Origin of the sequence: Dysgonomonas sp. HDW5B, from assembly GCF_011299335.1 — a bacterium.
GTDB lineage: Bacteria > Bacteroidota > Bacteroidia > Bacteroidales > Dysgonomonadaceae > Dysgonomonas_A.
The window spans coordinates 3,090,037-3,114,902 of record NZ_CP049858.1; the positions used below are offsets into that span (position 1 = coordinate 3,090,037).

The 24,866-nt window shown below is 37.4% G+C and carries 22 protein-coding genes; 13 read left to right on the top strand and 9 right to left on the bottom strand.

Annotated elements, in window-relative coordinates; genetic code table 11:
- The first annotated feature begins 36 nt into the window (after positions 1-36).
- Complete coding sequence (locus G7051_RS12760; RefSeq protein WP_166200833.1) at positions 37-1,362, top strand: mechanosensitive ion channel family protein; 1,326 nt, start codon at positions 37-39, stop codon at positions 1,360-1,362.
- A gap of 106 nt (positions 1,363-1,468) precedes the next feature.
- Here G7051_RS12760 and G7051_RS12765 read toward each other — a convergent pair whose 3' ends face one another.
- Complete coding sequence (locus G7051_RS12765) at positions 1,469-2,692, bottom strand: PBSX family phage terminase large subunit (protein ID WP_255493221.1); 1,224 nt, start codon at positions 2,690-2,692, stop codon at positions 1,469-1,471.
- A 262-nt stretch (positions 2,693-2,954) separates the two neighbouring features.
- Here G7051_RS12765 and G7051_RS12770 point away from each other — a divergent pair, with 262 nt between their 5' ends.
- From G7051_RS12770 to ccsA, 8 genes are all read left to right on the top strand, one after another.
- Positions 2,955-3,899, top strand: coding sequence for a diacylglycerol kinase family protein (locus G7051_RS12770; protein ID WP_166115833.1), 945 nt, complete (start codon positions 2,955-2,957; stop codon positions 3,897-3,899).
- Between the two features lie 302 nt (positions 3,900-4,201).
- Positions 4,202-4,948 carry a glycosyltransferase family 2 protein gene (locus tag G7051_RS12775; protein ID WP_166200835.1) on the top strand — a complete coding sequence of 249 codons (747 nt, stop codon included), beginning with the start codon at positions 4,202-4,204 and terminating at the stop codon, positions 4,946-4,948.
- A 20-nt stretch (positions 4,949-4,968) separates the two neighbouring features.
- Positions 4,969-6,315 carry a hypothetical protein gene (locus G7051_RS12780; RefSeq protein WP_166200837.1) on the top strand — a complete coding sequence of 449 codons (1,347 nt, stop codon included), beginning with the start codon at positions 4,969-4,971 and terminating at the stop codon, positions 6,313-6,315.
- Between the two features lie 43 nt (positions 6,316-6,358).
- Positions 6,359-6,823, top strand: a complete 465-nt coding sequence (locus tag G7051_RS12785) for a hypothetical protein (protein ID WP_166200839.1) — start codon at positions 6,359-6,361, stop codon at positions 6,821-6,823.
- Between the two features lie 296 nt (positions 6,824-7,119).
- On the top strand, positions 7,120-7,704 hold the full coding sequence (gene nrfH / locus G7051_RS12790) for a cytochrome c nitrite reductase small subunit (RefSeq protein ID WP_166200841.1): 585 nt from the start codon (positions 7,120-7,122) through the stop codon (positions 7,702-7,704).
- 16 nt (positions 7,705-7,720) lie between these two features.
- Positions 7,721-9,220 carry an ammonia-forming cytochrome c nitrite reductase gene (nrfA, locus tag G7051_RS12795; protein ID WP_166200843.1) on the top strand — a complete coding sequence of 500 codons (1,500 nt, stop codon included), beginning with the start codon at positions 7,721-7,723 and terminating at the stop codon, positions 9,218-9,220.
- 132 nt (positions 9,221-9,352) lie between these two features.
- A complete protein-coding gene (locus tag G7051_RS12800) occupies positions 9,353-10,615 on the top strand; it encodes a cytochrome c biogenesis protein ResB (RefSeq protein ID WP_255493222.1) in 1,263 nt (420 codons plus the stop codon).
- Positions 10,602-11,387 carry a cytochrome c biogenesis protein CcsA gene (gene ccsA / locus G7051_RS12805; protein ID WP_166200853.1) on the top strand — a complete coding sequence of 262 codons (786 nt, stop codon included), beginning with the start codon at positions 10,602-10,604 and terminating at the stop codon, positions 11,385-11,387. The genes G7051_RS12800 and ccsA overlap by 14 nt, the downstream gene beginning before the upstream one ends.
- A 41-nt stretch (positions 11,388-11,428) precedes the next feature.
- Here ccsA and G7051_RS12810 read toward each other — a convergent pair whose 3' ends face one another.
- From G7051_RS12810 to G7051_RS12830, 5 genes are all read right to left on the bottom strand, one after another.
- Positions 11,429-13,093, bottom strand: a complete 1,665-nt coding sequence (locus G7051_RS12810) for an SIR2 family protein (RefSeq protein WP_166200855.1) — start codon at positions 13,091-13,093, stop codon at positions 11,429-11,431.
- Between the two features lie 135 nt (positions 13,094-13,228).
- Positions 13,229-13,744 carry a YegJ family protein gene (locus G7051_RS12815; RefSeq protein WP_166200857.1) on the bottom strand — a complete coding sequence of 172 codons (516 nt, stop codon included), beginning with the start codon at positions 13,742-13,744 and terminating at the stop codon, positions 13,229-13,231.
- A 212-nt stretch (positions 13,745-13,956) separates the two neighbouring features.
- Positions 13,957-15,762: a signal peptide peptidase SppA gene (sppA, locus tag G7051_RS12820; protein ID WP_166200859.1), complete on the bottom strand. Its 1,806-nt coding sequence runs from the start codon at positions 15,760-15,762 to the stop codon at positions 13,957-13,959.
- 8 nt (positions 15,763-15,770) lie between these two features.
- Positions 15,771-15,998: a helix-turn-helix transcriptional regulator gene (locus G7051_RS12825; protein ID WP_166115853.1), complete on the bottom strand. Its 228-nt coding sequence runs from the start codon at positions 15,996-15,998 to the stop codon at positions 15,771-15,773.
- Between the two features lie 13 nt (positions 15,999-16,011).
- Positions 16,012-16,671: a DUF2975 domain-containing protein gene (locus tag G7051_RS12830; protein WP_166200861.1), complete on the bottom strand. Its 660-nt coding sequence runs from the start codon at positions 16,669-16,671 to the stop codon at positions 16,012-16,014.
- Between the two features lie 508 nt (positions 16,672-17,179).
- Between G7051_RS12830 and G7051_RS12835 the strand changes: the two genes are divergently transcribed.
- The 3 genes from G7051_RS12835 to G7051_RS12845 all read left to right on the top strand — a co-directional run bounded on the left by G7051_RS12835 (position 17,180) and on the right by G7051_RS12845 (position 19,344).
- Positions 17,180-17,836, top strand: a complete 657-nt coding sequence (locus G7051_RS12835) for a porin family protein (protein WP_166115857.1) — start codon at positions 17,180-17,182, stop codon at positions 17,834-17,836.
- A gap of 126 nt (positions 17,837-17,962) precedes the next feature.
- Entirely contained in the window at positions 17,963-18,607 is a 645-nt protein-coding gene (locus G7051_RS12840) for a porin family protein (RefSeq protein ID WP_166200863.1), read from the top strand.
- A gap of 68 nt (positions 18,608-18,675) precedes the next feature.
- On the top strand, positions 18,676-19,344 hold the full coding sequence (locus G7051_RS12845; RefSeq protein ID WP_166200865.1) for a porin family protein: 669 nt from the start codon (positions 18,676-18,678) through the stop codon (positions 19,342-19,344).
- 62 nt (positions 19,345-19,406) lie between these two features.
- Here the strand turns inward: G7051_RS12845 and G7051_RS12850 are convergent, their stop codons facing one another.
- Both G7051_RS12850 and G7051_RS12855 read right to left on the bottom strand, forming a co-directional pair.
- Positions 19,407-19,619, bottom strand: coding sequence for a heavy-metal-associated domain-containing protein (locus G7051_RS12850; protein ID WP_166200868.1), 213 nt, complete (start codon positions 19,617-19,619; stop codon positions 19,407-19,409).
- 361 nt (positions 19,620-19,980) lie between these two features.
- Positions 19,981-22,209, bottom strand: coding sequence for a cation-translocating P-type ATPase (locus G7051_RS12855; RefSeq protein ID WP_166200870.1), 2,229 nt, complete (start codon positions 22,207-22,209; stop codon positions 19,981-19,983).
- A 465-nt stretch (positions 22,210-22,674) separates the two neighbouring features.
- On the opposite strand from G7051_RS12855, the gene G7051_RS12860 reads away from it, so the two are divergent.
- Positions 22,675-23,166, top strand: a complete 492-nt coding sequence (locus tag G7051_RS12860; protein WP_166200872.1) for a hypothetical protein — start codon at positions 22,675-22,677, stop codon at positions 23,164-23,166.
- Between the two features lie 93 nt (positions 23,167-23,259).
- On the opposite strand, the gene G7051_RS12865 is transcribed toward G7051_RS12860, so the two are convergent.
- Positions 23,260-24,564, bottom strand: coding sequence for a DUF3472 domain-containing protein (locus tag G7051_RS12865; RefSeq protein WP_166200874.1), 1,305 nt, complete (start codon positions 24,562-24,564; stop codon positions 23,260-23,262).
- Between the last annotated feature and the right edge of the window lie 302 nt (positions 24,565-24,866).

Below are 24,866 nucleotides of genomic sequence, written 5' to 3' on the forward strand. Positions count from 1 at the left end.
TTGTTGTTCTTTATATATTACGTCAAAGTATTATATATGATTAACTTATTGTTTTTTATTCTTACACCCCTGGTCGTTTTGCCAATCGATGTAAGTAAAGTTGCCGATTCGTCTAAGTTTTGGCTTATTCAAGATCTTTATGATTCCTTATTGACTCTTGGCGTAAATGTTGGAGTGACAAACACTGTTGTCTTTGTCATTGTACTTTTAGTGCTGACTGCTGTCGTGTGGTTGTTAAATGTAGCAATGGGGCGTTTTTCGTTTCTATTTGTAAAAGATCAGAAGCTCGATGCTAAATCTAGGGTTATCACTATTCTGATGAAGCATGGCTTCTTTAAGCGTCTTTTTGTTCTTATTGCCATTGCTATTGTTGTATTTACTTGCCGTATTCTTTTTTCGGGCTTTTCGCTTGGCTTGGTTACCTTTGTGCTAGTCCTTTCACGTTCGGTTATGATTATCTGGATTTTATTAGTCCTATTTTCACTTCTCGATGGATGGAATACATTTTTTGAATTGCATCCTAAAACACAGCAAAAATCACTCAAAGGATACATACAGCTAATGAAAATTATAGCTGCTGTAATAGCTATTGTTTTTATTCTGGCAATAATAGTAGATAAAGAGCCCTCTAACCTTATTCTTGGTTTTGGAGCTACGGCAGCCTTTATTACATTGATCTTTAAAGATACTATTCTTGGTTTTGTGGCCTCTATTCAATTATCGTTTCAGGATATGATCCGTCCGGATGATTGGATTGAAATGCCATCGAAGAATGCCGATGGTATTATTGTCGATATAAATCTGAGTTCGGTTAAAGTGCAGAACTGGGATAATTCGGTCACCATGATACCTATATATGCACTAGTTACCGATTCGTTTACCAATTGGCGTCGTATGGAGCTGGGACCGGGACGCCTTTTCGTTCGGTCTTTCAATGTGAATCTTAAGTCGGTTAAATTTGCCGATGAATTTCTTTTAGAATCCCTCTCCAAGCATTCTGTTACGTGTGCAAATTATATGGAGTTTTTAGCTTTGGCTCAAGTCAGTTCGCCGGATGCTTTACTTACAAATCTGGCATTGTTCAGAGCCCACCTTGAATTATTTCTGCGGAAACATCCACAGATTAATGATCAGTTGATGCTCTTTGTTCGATATCAGCACGCTATTTCGGGCGATGGCATCGGTATTGAAATTTATGCTTTTTCGAAACAGAAAGAAGCAGCCGGCTATGATACCATTCACCGCACTGTGATGGAATATGTAATAGCGAGTGCTTCACTTTTCGAAATTCTTCTTTTTCAATCTCCGTCAGGCGAAGATTTACAACGGATTACAAAGAGTAGAAGCGAAAGCCTAAATTAACAGTGGCAAATTTTTGGTTTATTCCACGCTTTACAACTGACAGATAATATAATGATCACTTAAGTGTATATAAAAAAGTCGGAGAAGTAATAATCTCCGACTTTTTCTATTTCCCTATATAATAGTCAAAGTCACCTTTTTGTCCCAACTGATTAAGTGCTACATAGCGTTGAGCATCAATAGAATGATTAAACCGATCAATCGGTATATTGCTTGGATTGCCGAATTCATCCGTAGTCCAGCGATAATTTTTGTATTCATTGATGAGGTTCGAACTTCTTTGGGTTATGTGTTTTGCGTAGCGATTCAATATGGCTAGTCCGGTGAGAATACTGTCCTTACCCTTATGAGCAGCTTCTATTTTCCATCCGCAATTACGTATTTCACGAATCGATTTAGGTTCGGCACTATCGGCTATAATTGTAGTCTCTCGGGGTACATTGCATTCCTCAAGATGCTTAGCTATCATCAGATTGTCAAAGCCCCGTTCATAAAGCAACTCATCTATCCAAAGTTCGCCTTCGGATAAGCGAATGTCTATTAGAGCCGTCGGGTCGTTTGTAAAGCCAAAGTCGATACCGATCCATCGTTTTTTGTAGGATGAAGGCAGGGTAGTAACCACATCCCAGTTTTGTATAATCAATCCTACCTTCGAGCCTGTTTTACCTAAACCGTACACCTGCCACCATTCGGTGTCGTTTTTACTCGATTCTATCTCCTTTACCTGTGCAGGCGAAAGGTATTCATTATCAAGATAGGTGGAATGAATTAGAACGGCTTCGTCACGGGGAAGGACTTTTTCGTCCACCCAAAATTCATAGCATGGATTGTAATCGAGAAAAATTGTTTCAGTAGTTCTGATTGCCAGTTGGCGATAAGTTTCATAAGGGATATTGATACATTCGTTGATGTAGAGAATATCACGTGCCGGTCCGTGTACCTTTCCGGGTTGATCGGCAGAGAAAAATTCTATATACGAATTATTAACCTGATATATTTTATCAGTAGCATTCCAATCTTTAGGATTCCACTTTCCATCCGAGCGAAGCATGTTTTCGAAATCACGCATACATCCTTTTTTGAGGTGAGGCATCGATTCGGATACTATGGATATCAGTCGTGATTTTGTAGATAGTACTGCTATACTATAAAGTAATTGCAAGGTGCTCCAGGTTTTGGAAGAACGGGTTGATCCCTTGTTGACGATCACTCGTAAGTCTTGATTATAAGCTTCGAGGTTACGGCTAAATACAGAAGTTGCTTTCACTGTGGCTTTTGTATATAGATAAAAAAGCACGAACTTTGCTGTCCGTGCTTTTTGTTTAAACATTACAAGAATTTAGGTGTTAGTATTAATTGTTTCTATAAGATAGGGTTGTTTATCAAAATTTTCAGGCTTTGATGTTTGGTCTTTGCTTTGATAAATAGTGTATTATCCGATAGTTTGTTCTTTTGTTTTTAGCGAAATTTATCTATTTGTTATCTACTTTATTGTATGTTAAGATAGAGTTTAGGATACTAATCAATATTTTCCGTATTTTTGCCCATTGTGTAGAATTTAATTAGAGCCAACTAACAATTCTTATAAAAGGATGAAACGAAAAAAAAAGACGATTTATGTTATAATAAATCCAGTATCGGGAACGAAATCTAAGAAAGGATTGCCGGAAAAAACAATGACTATTGATCCCCATGATTTCGATGTTCATATGTTTATGACAGGCTACGAAGGGCATGCCTCTCAGATAGCTAAGGATGCCGTAGATAAAAATGTGGATTATGTTATAGCCGTTGGAGGTGATGGAACTATCAATGAAGTGGCCAGAATGTTGGTTGGTACAGATATCATATTTGGAATCATACCCAGTGGCTCAGGAAATGGATTGGCTCGCGATCTGCACATTCCGATGAATCACCAGAAAGCAATTGAAATAATTAAGGAAAATAACGTAAAGAAAATCGATTACGGAATTGCTAATGACAATATTTTCTTTTGTACGTGTGGAGTAGGGTTTGATGCTCAAGTAAGCGAAAAGGTTTTGAATCAGTCGAGCCGTGGAAAGCTGATGTATGCCAAGAGTATGATTGATGTTTTCTATAATTTCAAACCTGAAAAATATAAGGTAACTAGCGACGATCAGGTCTTTGAGGATGAAGCATTTTTGGTGACCTGTGCTAATGCGTCTCAATACGGGAATGACAGTTTTATAGCCCCTCATGCCGATATTCAGGATGGTAAGATGAATATTGCTATTCTTAAACCGTTGTCAGTTTTGAATGCTACTCAGACAGCTATTCAGTTGATGTCGAAAAATATTGGAAATAATTCAAAACTAGTCGAAATGATTACTTCCGAAGTTTTGATTGAAAGAGAAAGAGAAGGAGTAATGCATTTGGATGGAAATGCAATACAGACCGGTAAAGATATTTCTGTGAGAATTATAAATAAAGGCTTAAATGTCCTAGTGCCGAAAGAAGTCCCCAAATCGGGATTTGATGGACAAGCTTTTTTGACAAATATAACTCGCTGGATATGAGGTGTTCAGAGGTGTTAGGTGAGGCTTTATTGCTATAAAGATGAAAAGTTAAATGACTTATTGGAGTATTAGGTAAAATGAATATCCGTGTATTGACTAAACAATTTGATTAGTTTATACTTACCTTCGTTTTGTTTGTCTACCCTAACAAATGAATAAGTGTTTATTAATTTGTTAAAATGTGGGGTGCTGGACTTTTTTTATTATTTTTGTATTTTGTAATTATCTTTTAGCTCGTCTTCTTAACATTTGGCGGCTCTGGATATTTTGTGAGAGACTCTGTAATAATAAAAAACAGTATAATGATTTCAGATAAAAAAGTTGTAGTGGTTCTTCCCGCTTACAAAGCAGCAAAAACTTTGCCTCAGACCTACCACGAGATTCCTTTTGATATTGTAGATGAGGTTATTCTGGTTGATGATAATAGCCCGGATGATACTATTGCAGTAGCTAAAAGTCTTGGAATTGCCCATATTATAAAACACGATAAAAATAAGGGATATGGTGGAAACCAAAAGACCTGCTACAATAAAGCTCTGGAATTAGGTGCCGATATTGTTGTGATGCTACATCCTGATTATCAATATACTCCTAAGCTGATTCAGTCTATGTGTTATTTGATCGCCAATGATGTATATCCTGTTGTTATTGGCTCCCGAATACTTGGAAAAGGTGCTTTAAAAGGAGGAATGCCTCTATATAAATATGTGGCAAACCGTTTTCTTACATTTTCTCAGAACTTGCTGATGGGGCAGAAGTTATCCGAATACCATACCGGATATAGAGCCTATAGTGGCGAGGTTTTAAGAAGTATCAATTACAATATAAACTCAGACGATTTTATTTTTGATAATCAATTTATTGCTCAGATTTTCAATAAAGGGTATGAGATTGCAGAAATAACTTGTCCTACGAAATACTTTGAAGAAGCATCATCAATCAACTTTGTAAGAAGTTCGAAATATGGACTTGGGGTTTTAAAAGTATCGCTATTGTACTTTTTACATCGATATACTCCTGTTAAATATAGAATCTTAGACAAATCATAAAGAGATAATACTTAGCATATATGTTTGTAACGAAAACGTCAATACTAACTAAGCAGAATGTTTTTTTAGCTATTTGTTTTTCAGTTCTTTTCCTCGGATTTTACAGTAATTTTTGGGGTTCGGCTCGAAAGGAAGCCTTTGGTGGATTTGATGAGTACTCCGAATGTCTGGCTATAGGACGAATAGCTCGATCCGAAAAAGAAGGCGTTTTTTCTCACGGAGCTTTACCCGGAGTAAATTATGATGCTTCGGTAGTACCTGCCAATGCTGATATATGGTTTGAAGTTTACTTGGAACAAAGACCCGACTATGTGACTGATAATATCCCAGATAGCTACGATGTTTATAAAAGTCAAACAGGAGGGCAGTTTATATTATATAGTATTATACAACAGGTGTTACCCTTTAGTAATGGTCTGAAGCTGCAAATGTTTCATTGCATAAATGCAATTTTATCAGCACTATGTTTTACCTTATTGCTAGGATGGGTATTCCGTAATTTTGGATTCATAACAGGCATTATTACCTTGGTTTTGATAACGATGTCGAGTTGGCTTACTTTTTTTGGAAATAGTTTATGGTGGGGACTTTGGGCTTCTTATATTCCTTTTATCACCATGCTTCTGGTACTCGAATATAATCATAGGACTAAAAAGTTAAGTTCGAAGAAGATATTACTTTATCTGTTTTTGTCCGTATTTGCAAAATGCGTTTTTAATGGGTATGAATTTATTTCGACAGCTCTTGTTTCGACAATGTGTCCCATTATATTTTATGCATTTGTCGAAAAACAAAAGATACGTCCATTTATATCTTATTTCATGAAAGCAAGTTTAACAGCTATTATTGCAGTACTTGCACAAATGACCATACTGATAACACAAATCAGGGCTGTAACCGGTAGCTTTTACGCAGGTGTCGATTATATAATAACATCTTATACTCGAAGGTCTTTTAGTGCAGATGACCATTTTGCACATTATCCCTATTCGTTTATTTTAAAAAAATATATGAAAGGTAATGTCTTTCAGTGGGATTTTCTGGCACGCGATTCTCATGCTTTTTATTTTGCCTATTTAATTCTTATTATAGCTGTTTTAGGTGCGGTAGTGTATTATTTAAATCGAAATTCGGATCAATTCCGCAAGCGTTTAAATTGGGCATTGCTCGTAACTACACTTATATCTTTAATAGCACCTTTATCGTGGTTTATCGTATTTAAACAACATTCGGCTAATCATTTTCATCTTGACTATATTGTCTGGTATATGCCATTTCTATTATTCGGCTTTGTTATCATAGGAGAAGGCATATCTTTGTTATTGAACAAACTAGGCATTTATAAAAGAAACCTGATTACTGAGTAAGAACAAACATCTATCTGTCAATTAATTAATAAGCAGTCTTTTTATGCGTTTCTTCTTATTTAGCCTTCTATTCATAGTGTACCTGCCTTTAAAATCTCAGGATGCAACCGATTCTTCCATGTTGATCAAAATTAATGATGCTCTTAATTTTTATGATTTTGAGCAAATGAGAAGCTTCATCTTTAAGAATGGAGATCGGCAGACTTACTGTCCTAATTATACAGATAATCCGCATTATGTGATGAAGGATATGAATCTTGAAATATATCTGAATCCTTCTGTCGGGGATGAGTCTAAACACAAAGAATTTGATTACACTATTATGTATATTGTTTCGAGAGGTGACGAAACTCCATTTAATTACTACCTTTATTTGACCGATCGCAGAGATGTTTATCTATATGATTACAACAAATATCTGTCAGAAGAATCGGTTCGAAAGAAAGTTCTCGAAAAACTCGATTCTATACTTCTCGCAATGAAAAAAGAGATGAAACTTGTAAATTGAATCGTTAAATTTTCTCTTTTTTTCTATGTTATGTAACATTTGTTACACTTTTCAGGATGTTTTCATGTCCTGAGTAAAGTGTCTATCTATTAATTGTTTATAATGTATTTGATTCTGTTTATGCTTGATAGATAGAATCGAATATACGATCATTGTGTCATCTATATTATGATATAACAGTTGATTAGGTTGTTTTTCCTTAAATAAAATATTAGATTTGCCTATATATAAATGCGTATAAGATACGTTTATTAGCACATTCACTTATATGCATTAGGGATGCTCAACTGTTAACCATGAAGAAAATTTTACACATACTGCCTATACAATTTATCCTTCCCCTTTTTATTATTGGTGGAATTTTGGCCGGATTGGGAGCATATACCGTTTATATGTCTCGAGCCTATTCATACCTGTCGGATAAACCCGAGGCTTGTATCAATTGCCATATTATGACACCTTATTACGCAACATGGCAACATAGTGTGCATGCTCAATGGGCAACTTGTAATGACTGTCATGTACCTCATGATAATGTTTTGGAGAAATACGCGTTTAAAGCCAAAGATGGTTTGTATCATGCAGCCGTGTTTACGCTTCGAAAAGAGCCTATAGCGATACGTCCCCGTGAAGAGAGTTACAGGGTTATTATGGATAACTGCATAAGATGTCATACTGATCTCAATACAGCAATGGTAAAGACCGGACTGCAATGTTATAAAGATGTTCAGGAAGGGAATGCTAAGGCGTGCTGGGATTGTCATCGTGACGTTGTGCATGGTACCATGAGTAGTATTGTATCTGCCCCTAATGCTTTGGTTCCCTTACCAAAGTCTCCTGTACCCGAATGGTTGAAAAAACAAATGAAGAAAAATAACTAAAAAACTATATAAAGCCATGCTACGAAAATTATCAGAAGCTATAAGAAAGAAACCGATTATAGGATGGGGTTTATTCCTTGCTGTAATGGTTGGGGTTTTCTTGTTGGGATTATTGGCGGCATCTATAACCGAGCGTCGTGCAGAAATTGCCACTCTATTTAATAACAAAAAAGTAGACATACAAGGAATAGAATCCCGTAACGAGATATGGGGTGAAAATTATCCGCGTGAATACGAGACTTGGAAGAAAACTCAAAACATGGACTTTAAAAGTAAGCATCTGGGTAATATGCCCGAAGATGTACTCGAAAGTCGTCCCGAAATGGTGGTTCTTTGGGCAGGATATGCCTTTTCTCAGGACTACTCCGCACCACGTGGACACATGCATGCCATTGAAGACATCAGAAATACTTTGCGAACAGGATGTCCTGTTAATGAAGGTGACGGACCGCAGCCAGCAACTTGTTGGACTTGCAAAAGTCCCGATGTGCCACGCATGATGAATGAAATGGGAATCGAGAATTTCTATAAAGCAAAATGGGGCGATCTGGGTTCTGAGATTGTAAACCCTATCGGTTGTGCCGATTGTCATGACCCTGTGACAATGAATCTAACGATTACACGTCCGGCTTTGGTTCAGGCATTCGAACGTCAGGGAAAAGATGTGAAAAATGCTACCATGCAAGAAATGCGTACTCTGGTATGTGCACAATGCCATGTGGAATATTATTTCAAAGGAGATGGAAAGGAACTTACTTTCCCCTGGGATGAAGGCATGACTGTGGAAAAAATGGAAGAATATTATGATAAAGCAGAATTCTCGGATTGGACACATGCTTTGAGCCGTGCACTGATGTTGAAAGCACAGCACCCCGATTACGAAACTTTCTTGATGGGACCACATGCTCAACGTGGATTGTCGTGTGCGGATTGCCATATGCCATACAAATCGGAAGGTGGTATCAAATATTCGGATCATCAGATAATGAGTCCGTTGAAGAATATCGCAGGAACTTGTCAGACTTGCCATAAAGATAGCGAAGAGCAACTTCGTAATTATGTATATGAGTATCAGGATAAAGCTTTGGAAATACGTGACCGTATCGAAGCCGAATTGTCTAAAACACATATCATGGCTAAAGCCGCTTGGGATAAAGGTGCAACCGAAGCTCAGATGAAAAAATCATTGGATTTGATCCGTCAGGCACAATGGCGTTGGGATTTTGCTGTAGCATCTCACGGAGCTTCTTTTCATGCACCCGTTGAAACGCAACGTATATTGGCTCATAGTTTAGACCGAACATTACTGGCTCAATTAGAGCTTCAAAAGGTATTGTTTGCACAAGGAGTAACCGATGTGCAGATGCCCGATATTTCTACAAAAGACAAAGCTCAGGCTTATATTGGTCTTGATATGAAAACATTGAAAGACAACAAAAAGAAATGGATTGATACTACTGTTCCTAAGTGGATCGAAAAAGCTAAAGCAAATAAACGTTTAATAGCCGAACGATAATTGCTATTTGAAAATAAAATGAAATAAGAGCCTGATTTTATTCTGAAAAAAGGAAGAGTCAGGTTCTTATTTTATTGTTTAAAAGAAGCAGAAACAGGCACAAATTGTAATTAAGAACTTTGATAATACGTAATGACAGATACTAAACGACAAATATGGCAGTTTCCGTGGAGATATGCCGAAAGTATACTTATTGTAATCGGGCTGATGGTAGTCGGACTTGCTTTGCAACTCACCATTGGCAAGTTTGACTTTTCGCTACTGTCAGACCCTGTTAATTTAAAATTGGGAGGTGCTATAATTGTATTTCTTATCTTATTTTCTTTTATCAGGAATACTCAATTTTATCAATGGTTTTCGGGAGTTCCCTTTTCAGTATCGCTTATTAGCGGATTGTTGATATTGGGATTGGCTATGGGACTTATTCCTCAGATGGTAAAATTAGACCCTCATGCTCATGACTTTTGGACGCTTCTCGGATTAAGACAAGTGACTTCATGCTGGGCGTTTGTTCTCATCTATTTTGTAACCCTGCTTTCTTTGGGTTCGCTTATTATTCGTCGGTTGATAAAATTCAGTTGGCGTGATTATGCGTTCTATCTCAATCATATCGGCTTATGGATATTGTTGTTTGCTTCGGGATTGGGGGCGGCTGATATCAAACGATATGTAATGCACGTGACAGAGGGCGAAACCGAGTGGCGCGTATATAGTGATAATAACGATGTGCTTGACTTGCCCATAGCTATTCAACTGAATGATTTTGTGATGGAAGAATATCCGCCTAAGCTGACGATAATAGACAGGGAATCGGGCGAGGCTCAACCCACAGATAAGCCGGATTACTATCAGATTGACGAGAAGAACCCGACCGGAAAAGTGGGTGTTTGGGATGTAACTGTCGAAGAATATATACACGAAGCTGTCCGTAACAGCGATAGTACATATACGTATGTACCTATGCCCGGATCTACTCCTGCAGCTTTGATTTCGGCTAAGAACAGTCAAACAGGAGAAGTGAAAAAAGGATGGGTTTGTGGCGGAAGTCTCGCACAATTATATATGACGTTGCCCTTGTCGGACGAATATGCAATGGTAATGACTCAGACCGAACCCAAGCGTTTTATGTCTGACATTGATGTATTTACCGAAGACGGACAAACGGCTCATACCGAATTAGAGGTAAATAAACCTTTGAAAGTAGGTAACTGGATGATCTATCAGTACAGTTACGATAATACGGCGGGAAAAGCTTCGTCATACAGTAGCTTCGAGTTGGTATACGATCCGTGGTTGTATCCTGTATATTTCGGTATTATCTTATTTGCCTTAGGATCAATCTGTCTGATGTGGTCGGGCAATAAAAAGAAAGGAGTGAAAAATGACGTGGAGTGAATATCTTTGGTTTGCCATACCTGCCATCGTGTGTTGGTTGGCAGCTGCGGGAATAGTATATGTTAGTGATAAAAAGAATCTGGCTAATGCCTTAATGATACTGGGTACAATTATTTTCGGGGCGTTTATCATTGGGCTGTGGATAGGGCAGGAGCGTCCGCCTTTGCGAACGATTGGCGAAACCCGTCTGTGGTATTCTTTCTTTCTGGCTACGATTGGTTTTATAACCTACCGTCATTGGAAGTACGACTGGATGCTTTCTTTTTCGGCAGTAGTTGCCACTGTATTTGCTTGTGTGAATATCTTTAAACCCGAAATACACTCGACCAACCTCATGCCTGCTTTGCAGAGTTATTGGTTTGTGCCTCACGTAACGGTGTATATACTTTCGTATGCCATGTTTGGTGCTGCGGTAATTGCCGCATTAATTCAGTTATCACGCTTGAATAAAGGGAAAGAGGATGCTCAACTGAATGCTTTTATCGACAATATTATATACGTAGGCTTCGGCTTCCTTATATTGGGTATGTTGATGGGAGCTGTGTGGGCAAAAGAGGCTTGGGGGCACTATTGGTCATGGGACCCGAAGGAAACTTGGGCATTTATAACGGCTGCCGCTTATCTCGTTTTTATCCACATGCGTTTACAGCAGTACTACAAACGCTTTGTACTGTGGATGATTCCCATTGCTTTCATCCTCTTAATGATTACTTGGATTGGGGTAAATTATCTGCCGGCTGCCCAGGGCAGTATTCATGTATATTCGAACTAAAGGTCTCAGACCTTTTTATATATAATAAGGAAAGTTGGGTTTTAAGCCTGACTTTTTTTTTCTTCGTATTCTTTGATTAGTGCTGTAAAAATTGGGATGTTTCGAAGGGTGTTCCAATTAGGATCATTTTTTATATGTTCTAGTGGATATTCTTTCTTCTCAAGGCTTCTTCTTAAGAATTTTATAGCATTTTTTCTATCTCCTAATAATGCATACGAACAGGCTAAATGGTATGACTTTCCACCCATTTCTTTGGCTATTGTAGCTTTTTCCAATGCTTCTTGGATAATATCTTTATCCTGTAATAATTTTCCTAATTCTATAAGGGAGTATGCCCAAGCATAAAAATAATTAGCCGAAGGTTTAAGTTGCGTTGCAATTTTATATTTTTCTAATATTTCATGATATAATTCAATATCTTGATTTTGTATAGCTATGGAAGACATTGCCTGTCCCCAACTATAATAAAAGTCACTGATATTAGGATTAATATTACTTGCGATTTGGAATTTTTCAGCAGAAAGTCTGTAAAGGCTTTCCTCTTTATCTCTATTATTCTGGATATAGAGCCTAATTCCCCAATGAAAATAAAGTTTTACAAGTCCATCGTTTAAGTCTTTATCTTTGATTTCTATTGCATCTTTTCTTATTTCTTCAATTCTATTTGCATTTTCTTCAAAACTTTCCTCTGCTGTATATTTTATAATTTCTTTTCTCAATAAATCAATATTTACTTCTTTTGTTCCATAATTTCTGCGAGAAGCACCTTCTTCGTATAGTCTTATAGCATCTTTTACGTGACGTTTAGTAATCTCTAGTTGTCCTTTTGCATTCCTATGTTCATCGCTTATCTCCACAATAGAATTTATGGTATTCTGTAATGTAGTAAAAGGTTTATAAAGAATATCAGGAGTAGGTAAACCAACTTCACTATGTAGTCTTAACATAAATAAATCGGCATCGTAACCTTTCACCCAATAAGTATTATTATTGGGCAGATTTAATAATTTTTCCTGAACCCGTTGAGAGGGTTCATTATCTTTGTAAGTCACCCAATATAAATCGTTGGTGAAGCTTCCTAGATTAGCTATTTCGTCTAATAACTTATCTTCTCCGCTGTAGCCAATAACTATCCATGTACGGCGTTCGGCTATCTTGTTAAGAAAACTCGAGCAGGTTTTCGATATTTTGTTCAGTTCGTCCTGAGTATTCAACATCCATAACCCACGATGCGTACCATGCAGATAGGTAACAGATTGGGTTTCGATATTAGAAGTTGTCATATCATTCAGTATCGACAAGTCGTATGTCGGAGGAAACAGATTATACATTGCCATTGCCCGTAATATTAGGTTATCGAAATTTACGGTCAACACATAATCAATATATCCCTCCTTTATAAGATGTGCCAGATAGATATAGCCTACATTTATTTTTGCTTTTTCGATATACTCATTTAGTAGAGTATTACGCTCGGCAGTAGTGAGGCAAGCCATCAGTTTGGCATAAGTGCGGTCTTCTTTTTTTATCCTTTTAATCTTGGGCTTATTTTGGAATCTCGAAAGAATTTCTTCTGCTATTTTATAAGCCGAAGGAATACCACCCGCTACAGACATACCTGCTCCTAAAAATACAATAGGCTTATTCTTACTGTTCTTCGCATCTTTCAGCAAATATGCAATATCTTCTATCTGTCCCTCTGTCATTGTGCGTTTTACGGTATAAAGTTGATTGGTTACCCAAAGTTAAGAAACAATATTTATATTTCGGTACTAAAAAAGGCTGTAATTATAAGGTAATCACTTATAATTACAACCTTTAGGTTTATGTAAATTGATATTTTATTCGGAGAGAGGGGCAAATTCATAACCGCTTTGTTGTAGAAAAGCCGCCTTTTCGTTATCGCTCATTCTATCTACAAAAACACGTACTGTGTATCCTCCGTAAGTCAGGTTAGAGCTATTCTCGAAATAAGTCCAGTCGCTGATACGATCTTTATCAACTGTAACAGTATCTCCATATTGCACCTCTGTGTCGTACTGAGGATCGTTTACAAGTACGCCTGTAAAGTTAGTTCCATCGTAAGTAAGCTCGCTTACCCACATATGCTCTACACCACCGTCTTTGGTCGGAAATCCTTCTTTAATGGAGAAATAAGAATATGCATTGGTTTCCTGATTTTCTATAAATGCTTTTTCGAACTGTCCGAAGGCAAGCCTTGCTTTGTTGATTGCTGTATTTATTTCGTTATCGTTTTCTGTTACCAAAATAACAGGATCGTCGTTTTTGCTTTTATTATTGCAGCTTATAAGACTTAATGTGATGAGGCTGAAAAGGATTAGAATGTTTTTGTTCATAACCTGAAATTGTTGAAATGATGTTAATAAAGTGATGTTTGTATGTTAATAACCGGCTAAAACCTGTTAATAACCTGCTGCAAAAATAATAAGAATTGTTGATAACTATCTGTCGGAGGCTGATAATAAAGCAAAAAAAGAACCGGATATAAAATCCGGCTCTTCTCCGATTGAAAGAATATTACTATTAATTGAGTAAAAATAGTTTGTGTTTAGTAGCTGATGCGGTCGGGCATCATTGCCATTTGCATATCAAAAGATTGAATATGTTGTTTTATTATACTTTTTTCGAAGCTGTCTTCACCTATAAATAGCTTTATTGCCTGTATTTTGGTATTACTGAAAGAGTCTTCGAATATTTGTGCAAACAAGTCTTTTTTAGCCGGATATTTAGCTATGCTGTAATCGGTAACTTTGGCTTGTTCGGCTGCAATTTTTATAGCATCTTCCAGCCCTCCGATTTTGTCGACAAGACCCAGTTTAAGAGCTTGCGAACCTGTCCATACACGACCTTGTCCGATAGAATCTATTTCGGCTTTGGTTTTAGAACGTCCATCGGCACAACGGGTAATAAACAGGTCATAACCCGATTCGATGTATTTTTGAAGTACGAGCGATTCTTCTTCGTTGAAGCTTCTCGAGAAACCTGCGAAAAGGAAAGGTATACCATAGGTTGTTCCTCCAAACGAACTGTGTTTATTGGTATTTACTTCGTCAAAAGTAAGACCGATCTTTTTAGATAATTCTTCGCCTTCGGGGATAAGTCCGAAAATACCGATCGATCCTGTCAGGGTTGAAGGTTGAGCAACAATTGTATTGGCGGCACATGAGATGTAATATCCGCCCGAAGCAGCATAATCGCCCATCGATACGATAACCGGCTTTTTAGCCTTCAGCTCTACTACCGCATTCCATATTTGTTCCGAAGCATAGGCACTTCCTCCGGGTGAGTTTACACGAAACACAACGGCTTTTACCTCGTCATCGTCTCTTAATTTTTGCAACTCTTTTACATACTTCTCGGCAGTAATAGAAGGTCCTCCTGCAAATAAACCGCCTTCGTCGCTATCCACAATAGCACCTTCGGCATACAGAATCGCTATTTTAGTTTTATTATCGCCTGTTTTAGCAGCCTTTACGCCCGTCATATTTTGTACACTAGCTAAAGTTAATTTCTTATCGGCTTCTATATCTACAAGCGTTTTCAGATATGCTTCAACACCGGGATTGTACATAACGGTGTCTACCATATTGTATTTTACGATAGAATCGGCAGGCATAAATGTAAGGCATCTGTCGGCGTAGGTATTCAATTGATCTACAGAGATTTTTCGACTGTCGGATATTCCTGCTAACATATGAGACCAAATATCATTCAGATACGATGTGCGTTGCAAACGGTTGGCATCACTCATTTTTTCCTGAATGTAAGGTTCAACTGCCGATTTGAATGTTCCTACTTTAAAAACCTGATACTTGATACCCAGTTTATCATTGAAGTTTTTAGTAAAGATCAGATTCGAACTTATTCCTCTGAAATCGAACGATCCTCTGGGGTTCATAATTACCTTGTCGGCTACCGAAGCTATATAGTATGTGTTTTGCATGTAGCTGTCGGCATACGCTACGATAAATTTACCTGAGGTTTTGAAATCGAGTAAAGCGTTTCTGATAGGATCTATGTTAGCTAAACCGCCTGTTAAAGCTCCTGCTTTGATGTAAATACCTTTGATCTCGTCATTGTCTTTTGCCTTTTGAATAGCATCCAATATATCTTCGAGACCGATAGTTTCGGGATTGCCCATTAGTTTCGAAATAGGGTTGGAGTCGCTTCTCTCTGCTAAGTTTCCTTCGAGTTCGAGTTTCAATATGGTTTTGTCTTTCAGATTATATGTCTCCGAACTTCCCATTGCAGATATGATTCCGGCAAAGATGATGATGGATAAAACCATCAGGACAACTGAGCCGATTATAACGCCAAGTGTAGAGGCTAGTAAAGTCTTAAAAAAGCTTTTCATCTCGTTTTTTATATTTTAGTGGTTTCTGTATTTTCGTCTATATATTCGAGTATATCACCCGGTTGACAAGCCAGCTCTTTGCATATTGCTTCCAAGGTGCTGAATCGTATGGCTTTGGCTTTACCCGTCTTTAGAATAGATAGGTTGGCAGGAGTGATGTCAATCTTTTCCGACAAATCGTTAAGAGAGATCTTACGCTTGGCCATCATCACATCTAAATTTACTATAATAGGCATATCGTTATTTCGTTTAAATAGTGAGGTCTTGTTCTTCTTTCATTTGTCGCGATACTTTGAGTATTTCGGTCATCAGCAGGGTTACTAACCCCAGGAATAAAAGTCCGAAATCCGAAACATCAATCACTGCCCGATATTTTTCAAATGTCATTACATATTGGGCAACGAGATAATCCGAAAAATAAGCAAGTGAATCTATGAGGTAATAAATGATTAGTATATATCCTATGCGTTGTATTTTATGTATAACTTTCGGTTCCAGAATCTTTCCTTTTGTGGCAGATTTAATGACACTAAAGAAGAGAAATGGCAAGTATATGATTCCTGCCAGAAATACAACGGAGAGTGCAATGATAAAACCTCTGAATACTTTTACGTAAACGGGTATGTCGATATTCGAATTTTCGATTCTTATTTTGTAGTTATTGGCTTCGGCTCTAACTTCTTGTCCTGTTACAGAGTTTATAATTTTCTCGGGGTAAGTGTGTAACCCTTCTATCGGTAATACTCTTAAATGCAGCGTGAGCATATACCACGGGGTATTTGGTGAGCTTTCGCGACCTATTTTATATCCGGCTTTGAAGCTCTCTATCGTATCAGACATACTACAGATAACTACTACCGTATATAAAATGGATAGTATAATGCAATAGATTTTAATTTTATTATTCATGATCTTTTAATTTTCGTGCTTTAAACTGTTTGGCTTATCAAAATAATACCTATCAGGCAGATTAGGGTTTTCTTTATTCTTATAATATGCCTCTGTGCATGTATCGAATTGTCCATTTTAGCTTTTACTAGTCTGTACAGTGTTAACGTAAGGGATAGGTATACAACTCCTAAAATAATTTTAGCCATTATATATCCTATTGAATAGGCATCTAGGCTGATTAACATATTTGTTGTCAATCTCTCTATTTTAGAATAATTGGTAAATACTATGCCACTAAAAAAAGCAATTAGTGTTGCATAAAATATGGCTATTATATTCATCTCAATGTGTATTGGTAAATGAAATTATTTATTGCAAAAGAATGTATATTTTTTGATATTCGCAAATTATTTATCGAAAAACGATAAATTTATATTGTTTATTGGTTTTTGTATTCAGAACAATTAGTGCGGTTTTGTGGTTATATAGTATTGAAGATGACTCTTTTTAACTAAATAGACTTTATATGAAAACTCTTTTCAAACTAAGTACAATTGTCTTAATGTCTTTATTGGCATTTAATGTTTCGGCTCAGGAATTGCCAAAGCTAGGTATCGAAGCCGGTATTAATCTATCGAATTCTTCGTGGGATGCAGATCCGATGGATAAAAAAGCTCGTGTTGGCTTCCAGATAGGTATAACGGCGGATTATGCTATTACCGATGAATGGCATCTGCAATCGGGTTTGTCTTTCACAACCAAGGGAGCTAAAGTTGAAGGTCGTACAACGGATGGCGATATGATGTTTGACGGTAAAATAACCGTTAATCAATCGTATCTTCAATTGCCTATTTATGGAGCCTACAAAATAGAGGTAGTTCCGGGTACAAAGATTGTTTTCAATGCCGGACCATATCTGGCTTATGGTGTAGGTGGTCAGACCAAAGTGAGTGGTGACATTGCAATCTTTGATGAAATAGCAACTGGCGACGGAAATGTTGATACCTACGGCACGGATGGCTTCTTAAAGAGATTCGATTTTGGTCTGGGAGCCGGAGTTGGAGCCGAATTTGGAAACATAGTGGCTACTATAAGGTATGAGCTGGGATTAGTGAATATCGGTCAGGACGGTTTAGATTATAAGAACCGTAATGCTGCTCTAACATTAGGATATAGATTCTGATAAGAGGTCTGATTCTTTCAAACCGCAATGCGAAATAAACATTGCGGTTTTTCTTTGTCCGAGAACAATTAATATATGTTTAGAGTTATATAATTAAAGATTAAATATCACATAAAAAACATAAAAATGGATATGAAAATAAATTGCAAATTAGCTATCGTAGCATTACTATCCTTCGTTGGGTTTACTGCTTCGGCACAGGATTATCCTGTAACATTCGGGGTCAAAGCCGGGGTTAATCTGATAAACATGGCCGGTGATATTACCGATACCGATACTAAGGTTGCTTTGCAGGGAGGTGTTACATTTGATTATGCCTTTAATCCTGCATTTTCTCTAATCAGTGGAGTAGAACTTACCACCAAAGGAGCTAAATACCATGGGACTACATTCAATGATTTTTTTGAAGATGGTTATCACGATGTGTTTGTAAATCTGAATATGATGTATTTGCAAGTACCTGTTTACGCAGCTTACAAAATGCAAGTAGCTTCTGATACGAAGTTCGTTTTTCAGACAGGGCCTTATGTGGCCTATGGTATCGGAGGAAAAGCGACCATTAAAGATGGGGTAGAAAAGTTACAAATAAATTCTTTTAGTACAGGAGTTATAAAAGAGTTTGACTTTGGTTTTGGAGTAGGTGCCGGAGTCGAATTTAGTCACTTGGTAGCAAAATTAGGTTATGAATTTGGAGTTATTAACGTAGTTGATTCGGATGTAGGTCGATTGCAGAATAGAAATGCATATTTGACTCTGGGATATCAATTCTGATACTTAGTCCATAGTATGCGTGCTTAATCTCAAAAAAGTATTAGAATCTGAAAAAAAACAAACTATTTATGAAAACTATTTACACATTTGGCATTGTCGCATTGATGTCTTTCTTCGGGTTTAGTGTATCCGCTCAGCATGTACTTCCTGTGAGATTTACTTTTGAGGGAGGTATCAATTTTTCTAACTCGTCATGGGATGCAGGAGATTTAGATAAAAAAGCGAGAGTTGGTTTTCAGGTGGGCATGATGGTCGAATATCCTGTTACAGATGCGTTTTATGTGCAATCGGGCTTGTCTTATACCCGGAAAGGTGCTAAAGTTGAAGGTTTTCGTCCCGAAGGTAGCGGTTATAGTGACTTGAATCGCGAAATAACTATGAATCAGATGTATATTCAGATTCCGCTTTACGCAGCTTATAAAATAGAAGTGATGCCCGGTACAAAGATTGTATTTAATGCCGGACCTTATATTGCACAAGGTATAGCGGGAACAAGTAAAGTGCCCGGTAAGGTTACATTCTGGAACGAAAATTATCTGGCCACCGGTGAGTTCAGTACTTTTGGTGGGCATGATTCTTTAAAGAGATTCGACTTTGGGTTAGGAGCCGGAGCCGGAGTTGAGTTTGCAAGTGTAGTTCTTACATTACGATACGAACTTGGTTTAACCGATATTGGTAAAAATGATTTGGATTATAAAAACCGCAATGCTGCTCTTACTTTAGGATATAAGTTTTAATTGAATAATCAGGCAATAAAAAATAAGCCTCGACGATAAATAATCGTTGAGGCTTAATCTTTTTATACTTGTTCGATATCGAATCCTACCATCTCTACAGCGTCTATGATTTGCTGCACAGTTGCTCCGGAGGATTTTACTGTCAGGATTTTATCGGGGTTATCGGTATCTACCTTCCAGTTTTCGATACCTTGCACTTTCTCGATACTTGGTTTTATTTTTGCCACACAATTGTTACAATTGATGCTTGTTTTGAATTTTAATTCTTGTGTCATAATTTTTTTATTTAAGTGATTATTTTTATTTGGTTTAATATAAATGTTCTTTTTTTACTAACATTCATTTTACTGCGCGTAATCGAAGATTACTTGCATTCCTTTTGCCCAAAGCCGCAAAAGGAATCAAAAAGGCTTTGTGCTGCGTGGCTCGCCTGTCTGACTTAAGCTTACAGGCTAAACTAAACCTACTGCCTGTCGGCACGTTTAGTTTTATGCCTGCTTCACTTGTCAGCCAACGGCTGTGCCACTGATGCACGGAGGCTGACGCTCCTGAAAATTTTTGTCCGTCAGGCTTTCGACTTTTCTAGTTGCTTAATCTATCTATACGATAGTATGTTATCAGTTTTAATATATAATATTACTTTAATGCTTTATATTTAAGTATAAGGCTATTGCTTACAACGCTAACACTACTGAGTGCCATTGCTGCCCCTGCGATCATCGGATTGAGTAAGAATCCATTGAATGGATACAGAATACCAGCGGCAATCGGAATGGCTATAATGTTGTATATAAATGCCCAAAAAAGATTTTGTTTGATGGTACGGTTCGTTTGTTTCGACAATTTAATAGCTTGAGGTATCTTTGTCAGATCATTCGATATAATAGTCATTTTAGCAGTATCAATAGCTATATCGCTGCCTTGTCCCATGGCAATACCCACGTTGGCTTGCGCTAAAGCAGCACTGTCGTTGATGCCGTCACCCACCATGGCAACAATTTTACCCTTGGCTTGCATTTGTTTGATGAATTCGGTTTTATCGGCAGGAAGCAAGCCGGCTTTGTAATGACCTATGTTGGCTTGTCGGGCAATCGACTGAGCTGTTTGTTCATTATCCCCTGTTAGCATATATACTTCTATGCCCGATTTTTGCAGTTGGCTGATAGCTTCTATAGATGTTTGTTTAATTTTATCGGCTATGGCTATTATGCTCAACACTTGTTGTTCGTTACTAAATAGGATGACGGTATTTGCTTCATGCAGACGCTTGTCGATCCATTCCTTAGAAGTCGCATCCAGTGAAATATTAGCATTACTTATCAGTTTAAGATTGCCTATGTAATATTTTTCACCTTCGTACAGACCTACAATTCCTTGTCCGGTAATACTCTCTATTTGTATATTATTGATATACTTAGCTTCTTTGCTGAAGTGTGAACTTACAGCGTCTGCCAAAGGATGCTCCGATGACTTTTCGATGTTGAACAGTATGTTTTTTAGTAAATCGGTCGATTCGACATTCCATTTAATGTCTACTATTTGCGGTTTACCCTCGGTGATAGTTCCTGTTTTATCCAAGATAACAGTGTCTACTTTTTGGATGGTCTCCAAGCTTTCGGCATCCTTTATCAGAATTCCGTTTTCGGCACCTTTACCTATACCCACCATAATAGCCGTAGGTGTAGCCAATCCCAACGCACACGGACAAGCTATTACCAAGATGGTAACGAATGACAATAGGGCGTGAGTAAAAGCATTGTCACCACCAGCAACCATCCATACCACAAAGCAGAGTATAGCTATACCGATCACTATGGGAACAAATATTCCTGCAATTTTGTCCACCAGCTTTTGTACGGGAGCTTTGCTTCCTTGTGCATCCTGCACCATCTGTATGATCTGGGCAAGTAACGTGCTGCTACCTACTTTTTCGGCGGTGAATTGAAAACTGCCTTTTTGATTGATCGTTCCGGCAAATACCTTGTCGTCGGCTTTCTTTTCTACAGCAATAGGTTCTCCGGTGATCATACTTTCGTCCACGTATGACGATCCTTGTACCACTTTACCGTCTACAGCTATTTTTTCGCCCGGTTTTACCAATACTACATCTCCTATTTGTACTTGGGCGATGGGTATTTCGGATTGGGTTCCATCGGCAGTCAGGATAATTACCGTTTTGGGTTGTAAGCCTATCAGTTTTTTGATAGATGATGAGGTGTTTCCCTTTGCTTTTTCTTCGAGTAATTTACCTAACATCACAAAGGCTATCACTACTGCCGCAGCTTCGAAGTATACATCGGGGTGTAATCCTCTCGAATGCCAGAACTGTGGTACAAGAGTATTGAAAACACTGTATATATAAGCCGTTCCAGCACTTAGTGATACGAGTGTATCCATATTGAATGAGCGGTTCTTAGCTTGTTTATAGGCTCTGATAAAGAAACCTTTCCCAAAATAAAGTACTACAGGTGTTGCCAACAGCCACATAACGAAGTTACTGTATTGCAGATGCATCAATGCGGGAGTCATTCCTATTATAACCAATGGGATACAGAATAGAATAGCTCCTGTAACTTTTGTTTTGAGGGCTTTGTAATTTTCTTCGTGTAAGTTGTCGAGTTTCTCGGTACTTTCATCGCTTTCGTCTATTGCCAGATCATAGCCTGCACCTTGTAGGGCGGCTTTTAGTTTACTGGTATCGGTTTTGTCCGGATTGTATTCTATCTGTGCAGTTTCAGTTGCAAAGTTAACTGAGGCTGTTTCTACTCCTTCTTGCCGATTGAGTATTTTCTGGGCACTTGCTGCACAAGCTCCGCATGTCATGCCGAGTACGGGTAGAGTCTTTTTTATTATTTGAGTTTTCATTGTCTTTAATCTTTCATTTATTTTAAAACAAAGTAACAACAGATCAGGTTGTGTTATGTTACATAATTATGGATATGATTTATACCCCCGGAATGTGATACCTTTTTACTTCTATTTTGTGGAAGTAGTAATGTCTTTTTGGTATGATTAATGGTTGTTATTCGTCTAAATGATGTTTCTAATATCGAAAATGTGGGTGTTTTTGTTTCAAAATTCGACAATTCGCTAAAATTTCATTTTTTTTGTCAATATTTTTTTATTCCATAAATAACAGATAGTCAATGTTTAAGATTTTAAGCTTATTTTACTTAACATTTCTTTAATATTTAGACTGCAACGCATCAGGTTTTACTGAATCTTTTAATAGAAACATCCCGGGATTTTGGCGCAAGTGTGTGTCAAGAAGTTTTCGCACAATTGTGTAAGAAGTAAGAACATCAATTTTGTTTATTAAATCAATCAATCATGAAATTAAAAAAAGTAGTAAATCTTTTTCTTTTTACATTAATCTTAGGTTTGGGTGTTGCATCGTGTAGTAGTGATGATGACGACAAGAATAATCCATCGGATAATTTAGTCGTAAATGGTATTTGGAAGTTTTCTGAATTAACGGCTGATGTAGAGGCCAAAGATTCTTTATTAACCGATTCGGTAACGCATTACATAGATACTATTCAGGTGGCAACAAAACGTGTATATGTATTCAAATTAGATGGTACCTATGAGAATAACTCAGGAGTAGAGGGTGCTGAGGTTATAAAAGGAGAATACAAAGTGAGTGGTAATAAAATTATCTTAGATAATAAAACGGATGCAGCAATCTCTTATACTTTTGCGAGCGATACGTTAAAGGCTACAGAGGATGTAAAAGCCAGAGCAGCTGCTGATTTGAAGATCAATCCCGATTCAATAGCTAAGGCTAATAAAGTGGAGGTCTTTTATCGAATTTCCAGGTAATCAAAAGGGAAAAAAGCTGTCCTATTTTATTAAGGGCAGCTTTTTCTTTACTAAATCATTGAAAGTATCCTAGCAATAAGAGGCTCTGATACTTTATTTTATAGAAGTTATCTTTTTAAGGTTTATATCAGGGCGTTTGTTTGTTTTAGGTCTTTTCAGCGGAGTATTGTACTCCGTATTCTGATCGAAGAACCCACAATTCTTTAAGAAAAAACTGTTGTTAACTTCACCTCCTGCATAATCGAGCCTCACTTGTGCTTTTGCGGTAGCGTCGTAAGTAAATGCAGCCTCACTGATTTCGATCCATTTACCTGTATGGGTAACTGCCCATTGATTGCCAAATAGAACCTCACGAGTAATATATCCCTGATTAGGTATAAAGTTTTCAAGAAATGAGTAAGCATGGGTATACCATGTATCGGTTTGTGGACGCAGGAAGCTGGCTATCAGTCGCCATTCTTTATCGTCGGTAGCATAAAAATAGGCTGTATATATCGTATTGCCTTTTCCATCGGGATAGATCCGTGTAAGAAATTTGTAAGTAGTACCTGCTTTCCACGAATATTTGAGATAGCTTTGACCTCCTGAGCCCTCATTGCCAAATTCGCCTATATGCACATCTTTACCCCTTTGCAATGTTTTGATTTGCTGATGTTCGGGAATCTCCTTCGGGTCTTGAGTATCAAACGGACTCCATACCGAGAATAAAACTCTGCGTTCGGTCTCCGAGTTTACCTGTATGCCAAAATAACCCTGTCCAAAACCATTTGCCATGTAATATGATCCTATCACATCGTTTCCGATAGGAACTGTTACTTCATTATAAAAATATTCAACAGTTTCTTTTTCGGGAAAAGGATATTTAAGGTGTACGGATGGACCTCTTCGACCGAAATAATAAGAAAAATCGTGAACATAATTAGGGGCTGTTTCGAGTGCCGTGCCGTCTATTACCAGATCGGAGAGATCTGCGAAAAATTCACCGCTTTTGCTGATTCCCTGTATATCTATTCTTAAATAACCGGGTCGATCTATTTCAAGAAGATCAACTACAGGTACAATTGTCCAGTCCTTACTCGATAAATTGACCGGATAAGTTTTGCCTGCTATTGTTACCTGTATCTTGGTATCGGGTGCAAATGCTTTGGCTCTGATCGAAAGGTTTATTTTGCCCTTTTGATTCATTCTGAACCAAGAGGATATAACCGTCTTCGGATCTTTCCAGTTCGATACTCCATTATCTGAGATTTCGGCACCAGCTATATGTTGAGTGATATATGCATTGCCTCCCAATGGTATGTTAATAGGAGCCGCTAAAGCAGTAAAGGCTGATAAGAATAGTAATACAGCCCAAAGGCTTAGATTTCGGATAAGATTAAGTTTGTTTTTTGTGTTCATTATAGTATAAGGGTTAAAGTTTAAGTTGGCAGAACTATTTATAGCTTTGGCTAGCAAAACTGCAATAGGTTGTTATGCCTTTAAAATGTATTATTAAATATTTTTATTTACTTAATGGTAAAGATAGTAGTTTTAGAAATACCGATTCAATAGCTTCTTTGAATTATTTTCATGCGATGCAGCATTTCACTTATTTTGCATCTACCATTTATTACATTAACTTAAATACTGCAAATACGATTTGCTTTATCTGATAAATAAAAAGCTGCTCGTAGACATGAGCAGCTTTTCTTATGTTTAGA

What these genes read in the sequence shown, in the direction of transcription:
- ccsA (WP_166200853.1), top strand. Translation starts at nt 10,602, where the DNA reads ATGACGTGGAGTGAATATCTTTGGTTTGCCATACCTGCCATCGTGTGT.
- sppA (WP_166200859.1), bottom strand. Translation starts at nt 15,762, where the DNA reads ATGAAAAGCTTTTTTAAGACTTTACTAGCCTCTACACTTGGCGTTATA.
- G7051_RS12845 (WP_166200865.1), top strand. Translation starts at nt 18,676, where the DNA reads ATGAAAACTATTTACACATTTGGCATTGTCGCATTGATGTCTTTCTTC.
- G7051_RS12780 (WP_166200837.1), top strand. Translation starts at nt 4,969, where the DNA reads ATGTTTGTAACGAAAACGTCAATACTAACTAAGCAGAATGTTTTTTTA.
- G7051_RS12865 (WP_166200874.1), bottom strand. Translation starts at nt 24,564, where the DNA reads ATGAACACAAAAAACAAACTTAATCTTATCCGAAATCTAAGCCTTTGG.
- G7051_RS12840 (WP_166200863.1), top strand. Translation starts at nt 17,963, where the DNA reads ATGGATATGAAAATAAATTGCAAATTAGCTATCGTAGCATTACTATCC.
- G7051_RS12825 (WP_166115853.1), bottom strand. Translation starts at nt 15,998, where the DNA reads ATGCCTATTATAGTAAATTTAGATGTGATGATGGCCAAGCGTAAGATC.
- G7051_RS12815 (WP_166200857.1), bottom strand. Translation starts at nt 13,744, where the DNA reads ATGAACAAAAACATTCTAATCCTTTTCAGCCTCATCACATTAAGTCTT.
- G7051_RS12830 (WP_166200861.1), bottom strand. Translation starts at nt 16,671, where the DNA reads ATGAATAATAAAATTAAAATCTATTGCATTATACTATCCATTTTATAT.
- G7051_RS12855 (WP_166200870.1), bottom strand. Translation starts at nt 22,209, where the DNA reads ATGAAAACTCAAATAATAAAAAAGACTCTACCCGTACTCGGCATGACA.
- G7051_RS12860 (WP_166200872.1), top strand. Translation starts at nt 22,675, where the DNA reads ATGAAATTAAAAAAAGTAGTAAATCTTTTTCTTTTTACATTAATCTTA.
- G7051_RS12835 (WP_166115857.1), top strand. Translation starts at nt 17,180, where the DNA reads ATGAAAACTCTTTTCAAACTAAGTACAATTGTCTTAATGTCTTTATTG.
- G7051_RS12850 (WP_166200868.1), bottom strand. Translation starts at nt 19,619, where the DNA reads ATGACACAAGAATTAAAATTCAAAACAAGCATCAATTGTAACAATTGT.
- G7051_RS12775 (WP_166200835.1), top strand. Translation starts at nt 4,202, where the DNA reads ATGATTTCAGATAAAAAAGTTGTAGTGGTTCTTCCCGCTTACAAAGCA.
- G7051_RS12785 (WP_166200839.1), top strand. Translation starts at nt 6,359, where the DNA reads ATGCGTTTCTTCTTATTTAGCCTTCTATTCATAGTGTACCTGCCTTTA.
- nrfA (WP_166200843.1), top strand. Translation starts at nt 7,721, where the DNA reads ATGCTACGAAAATTATCAGAAGCTATAAGAAAGAAACCGATTATAGGA.
- G7051_RS12760 (WP_166200833.1), top strand. Translation starts at nt 37, where the DNA reads ATGATTAACTTATTGTTTTTTATTCTTACACCCCTGGTCGTTTTGCCA.
- nrfH (WP_166200841.1), top strand. Translation starts at nt 7,120, where the DNA reads ATGAAGAAAATTTTACACATACTGCCTATACAATTTATCCTTCCCCTT.
- G7051_RS12810 (WP_166200855.1), bottom strand. Translation starts at nt 13,093, where the DNA reads ATGACAGAGGGACAGATAGAAGATATTGCATATTTGCTGAAAGATGCG.
- G7051_RS12770 (WP_166115833.1), top strand. Translation starts at nt 2,955, where the DNA reads ATGAAACGAAAAAAAAAGACGATTTATGTTATAATAAATCCAGTATCG.
- G7051_RS12765 (WP_255493221.1), bottom strand. Translation starts at nt 2,692, where the DNA reads ATGTTTAAACAAAAAGCACGGACAGCAAAGTTCGTGCTTTTTTATCTA.
- G7051_RS12800 (WP_255493222.1), top strand. Translation starts at nt 9,353, where the DNA reads ATGACAGATACTAAACGACAAATATGGCAGTTTCCGTGGAGATATGCC.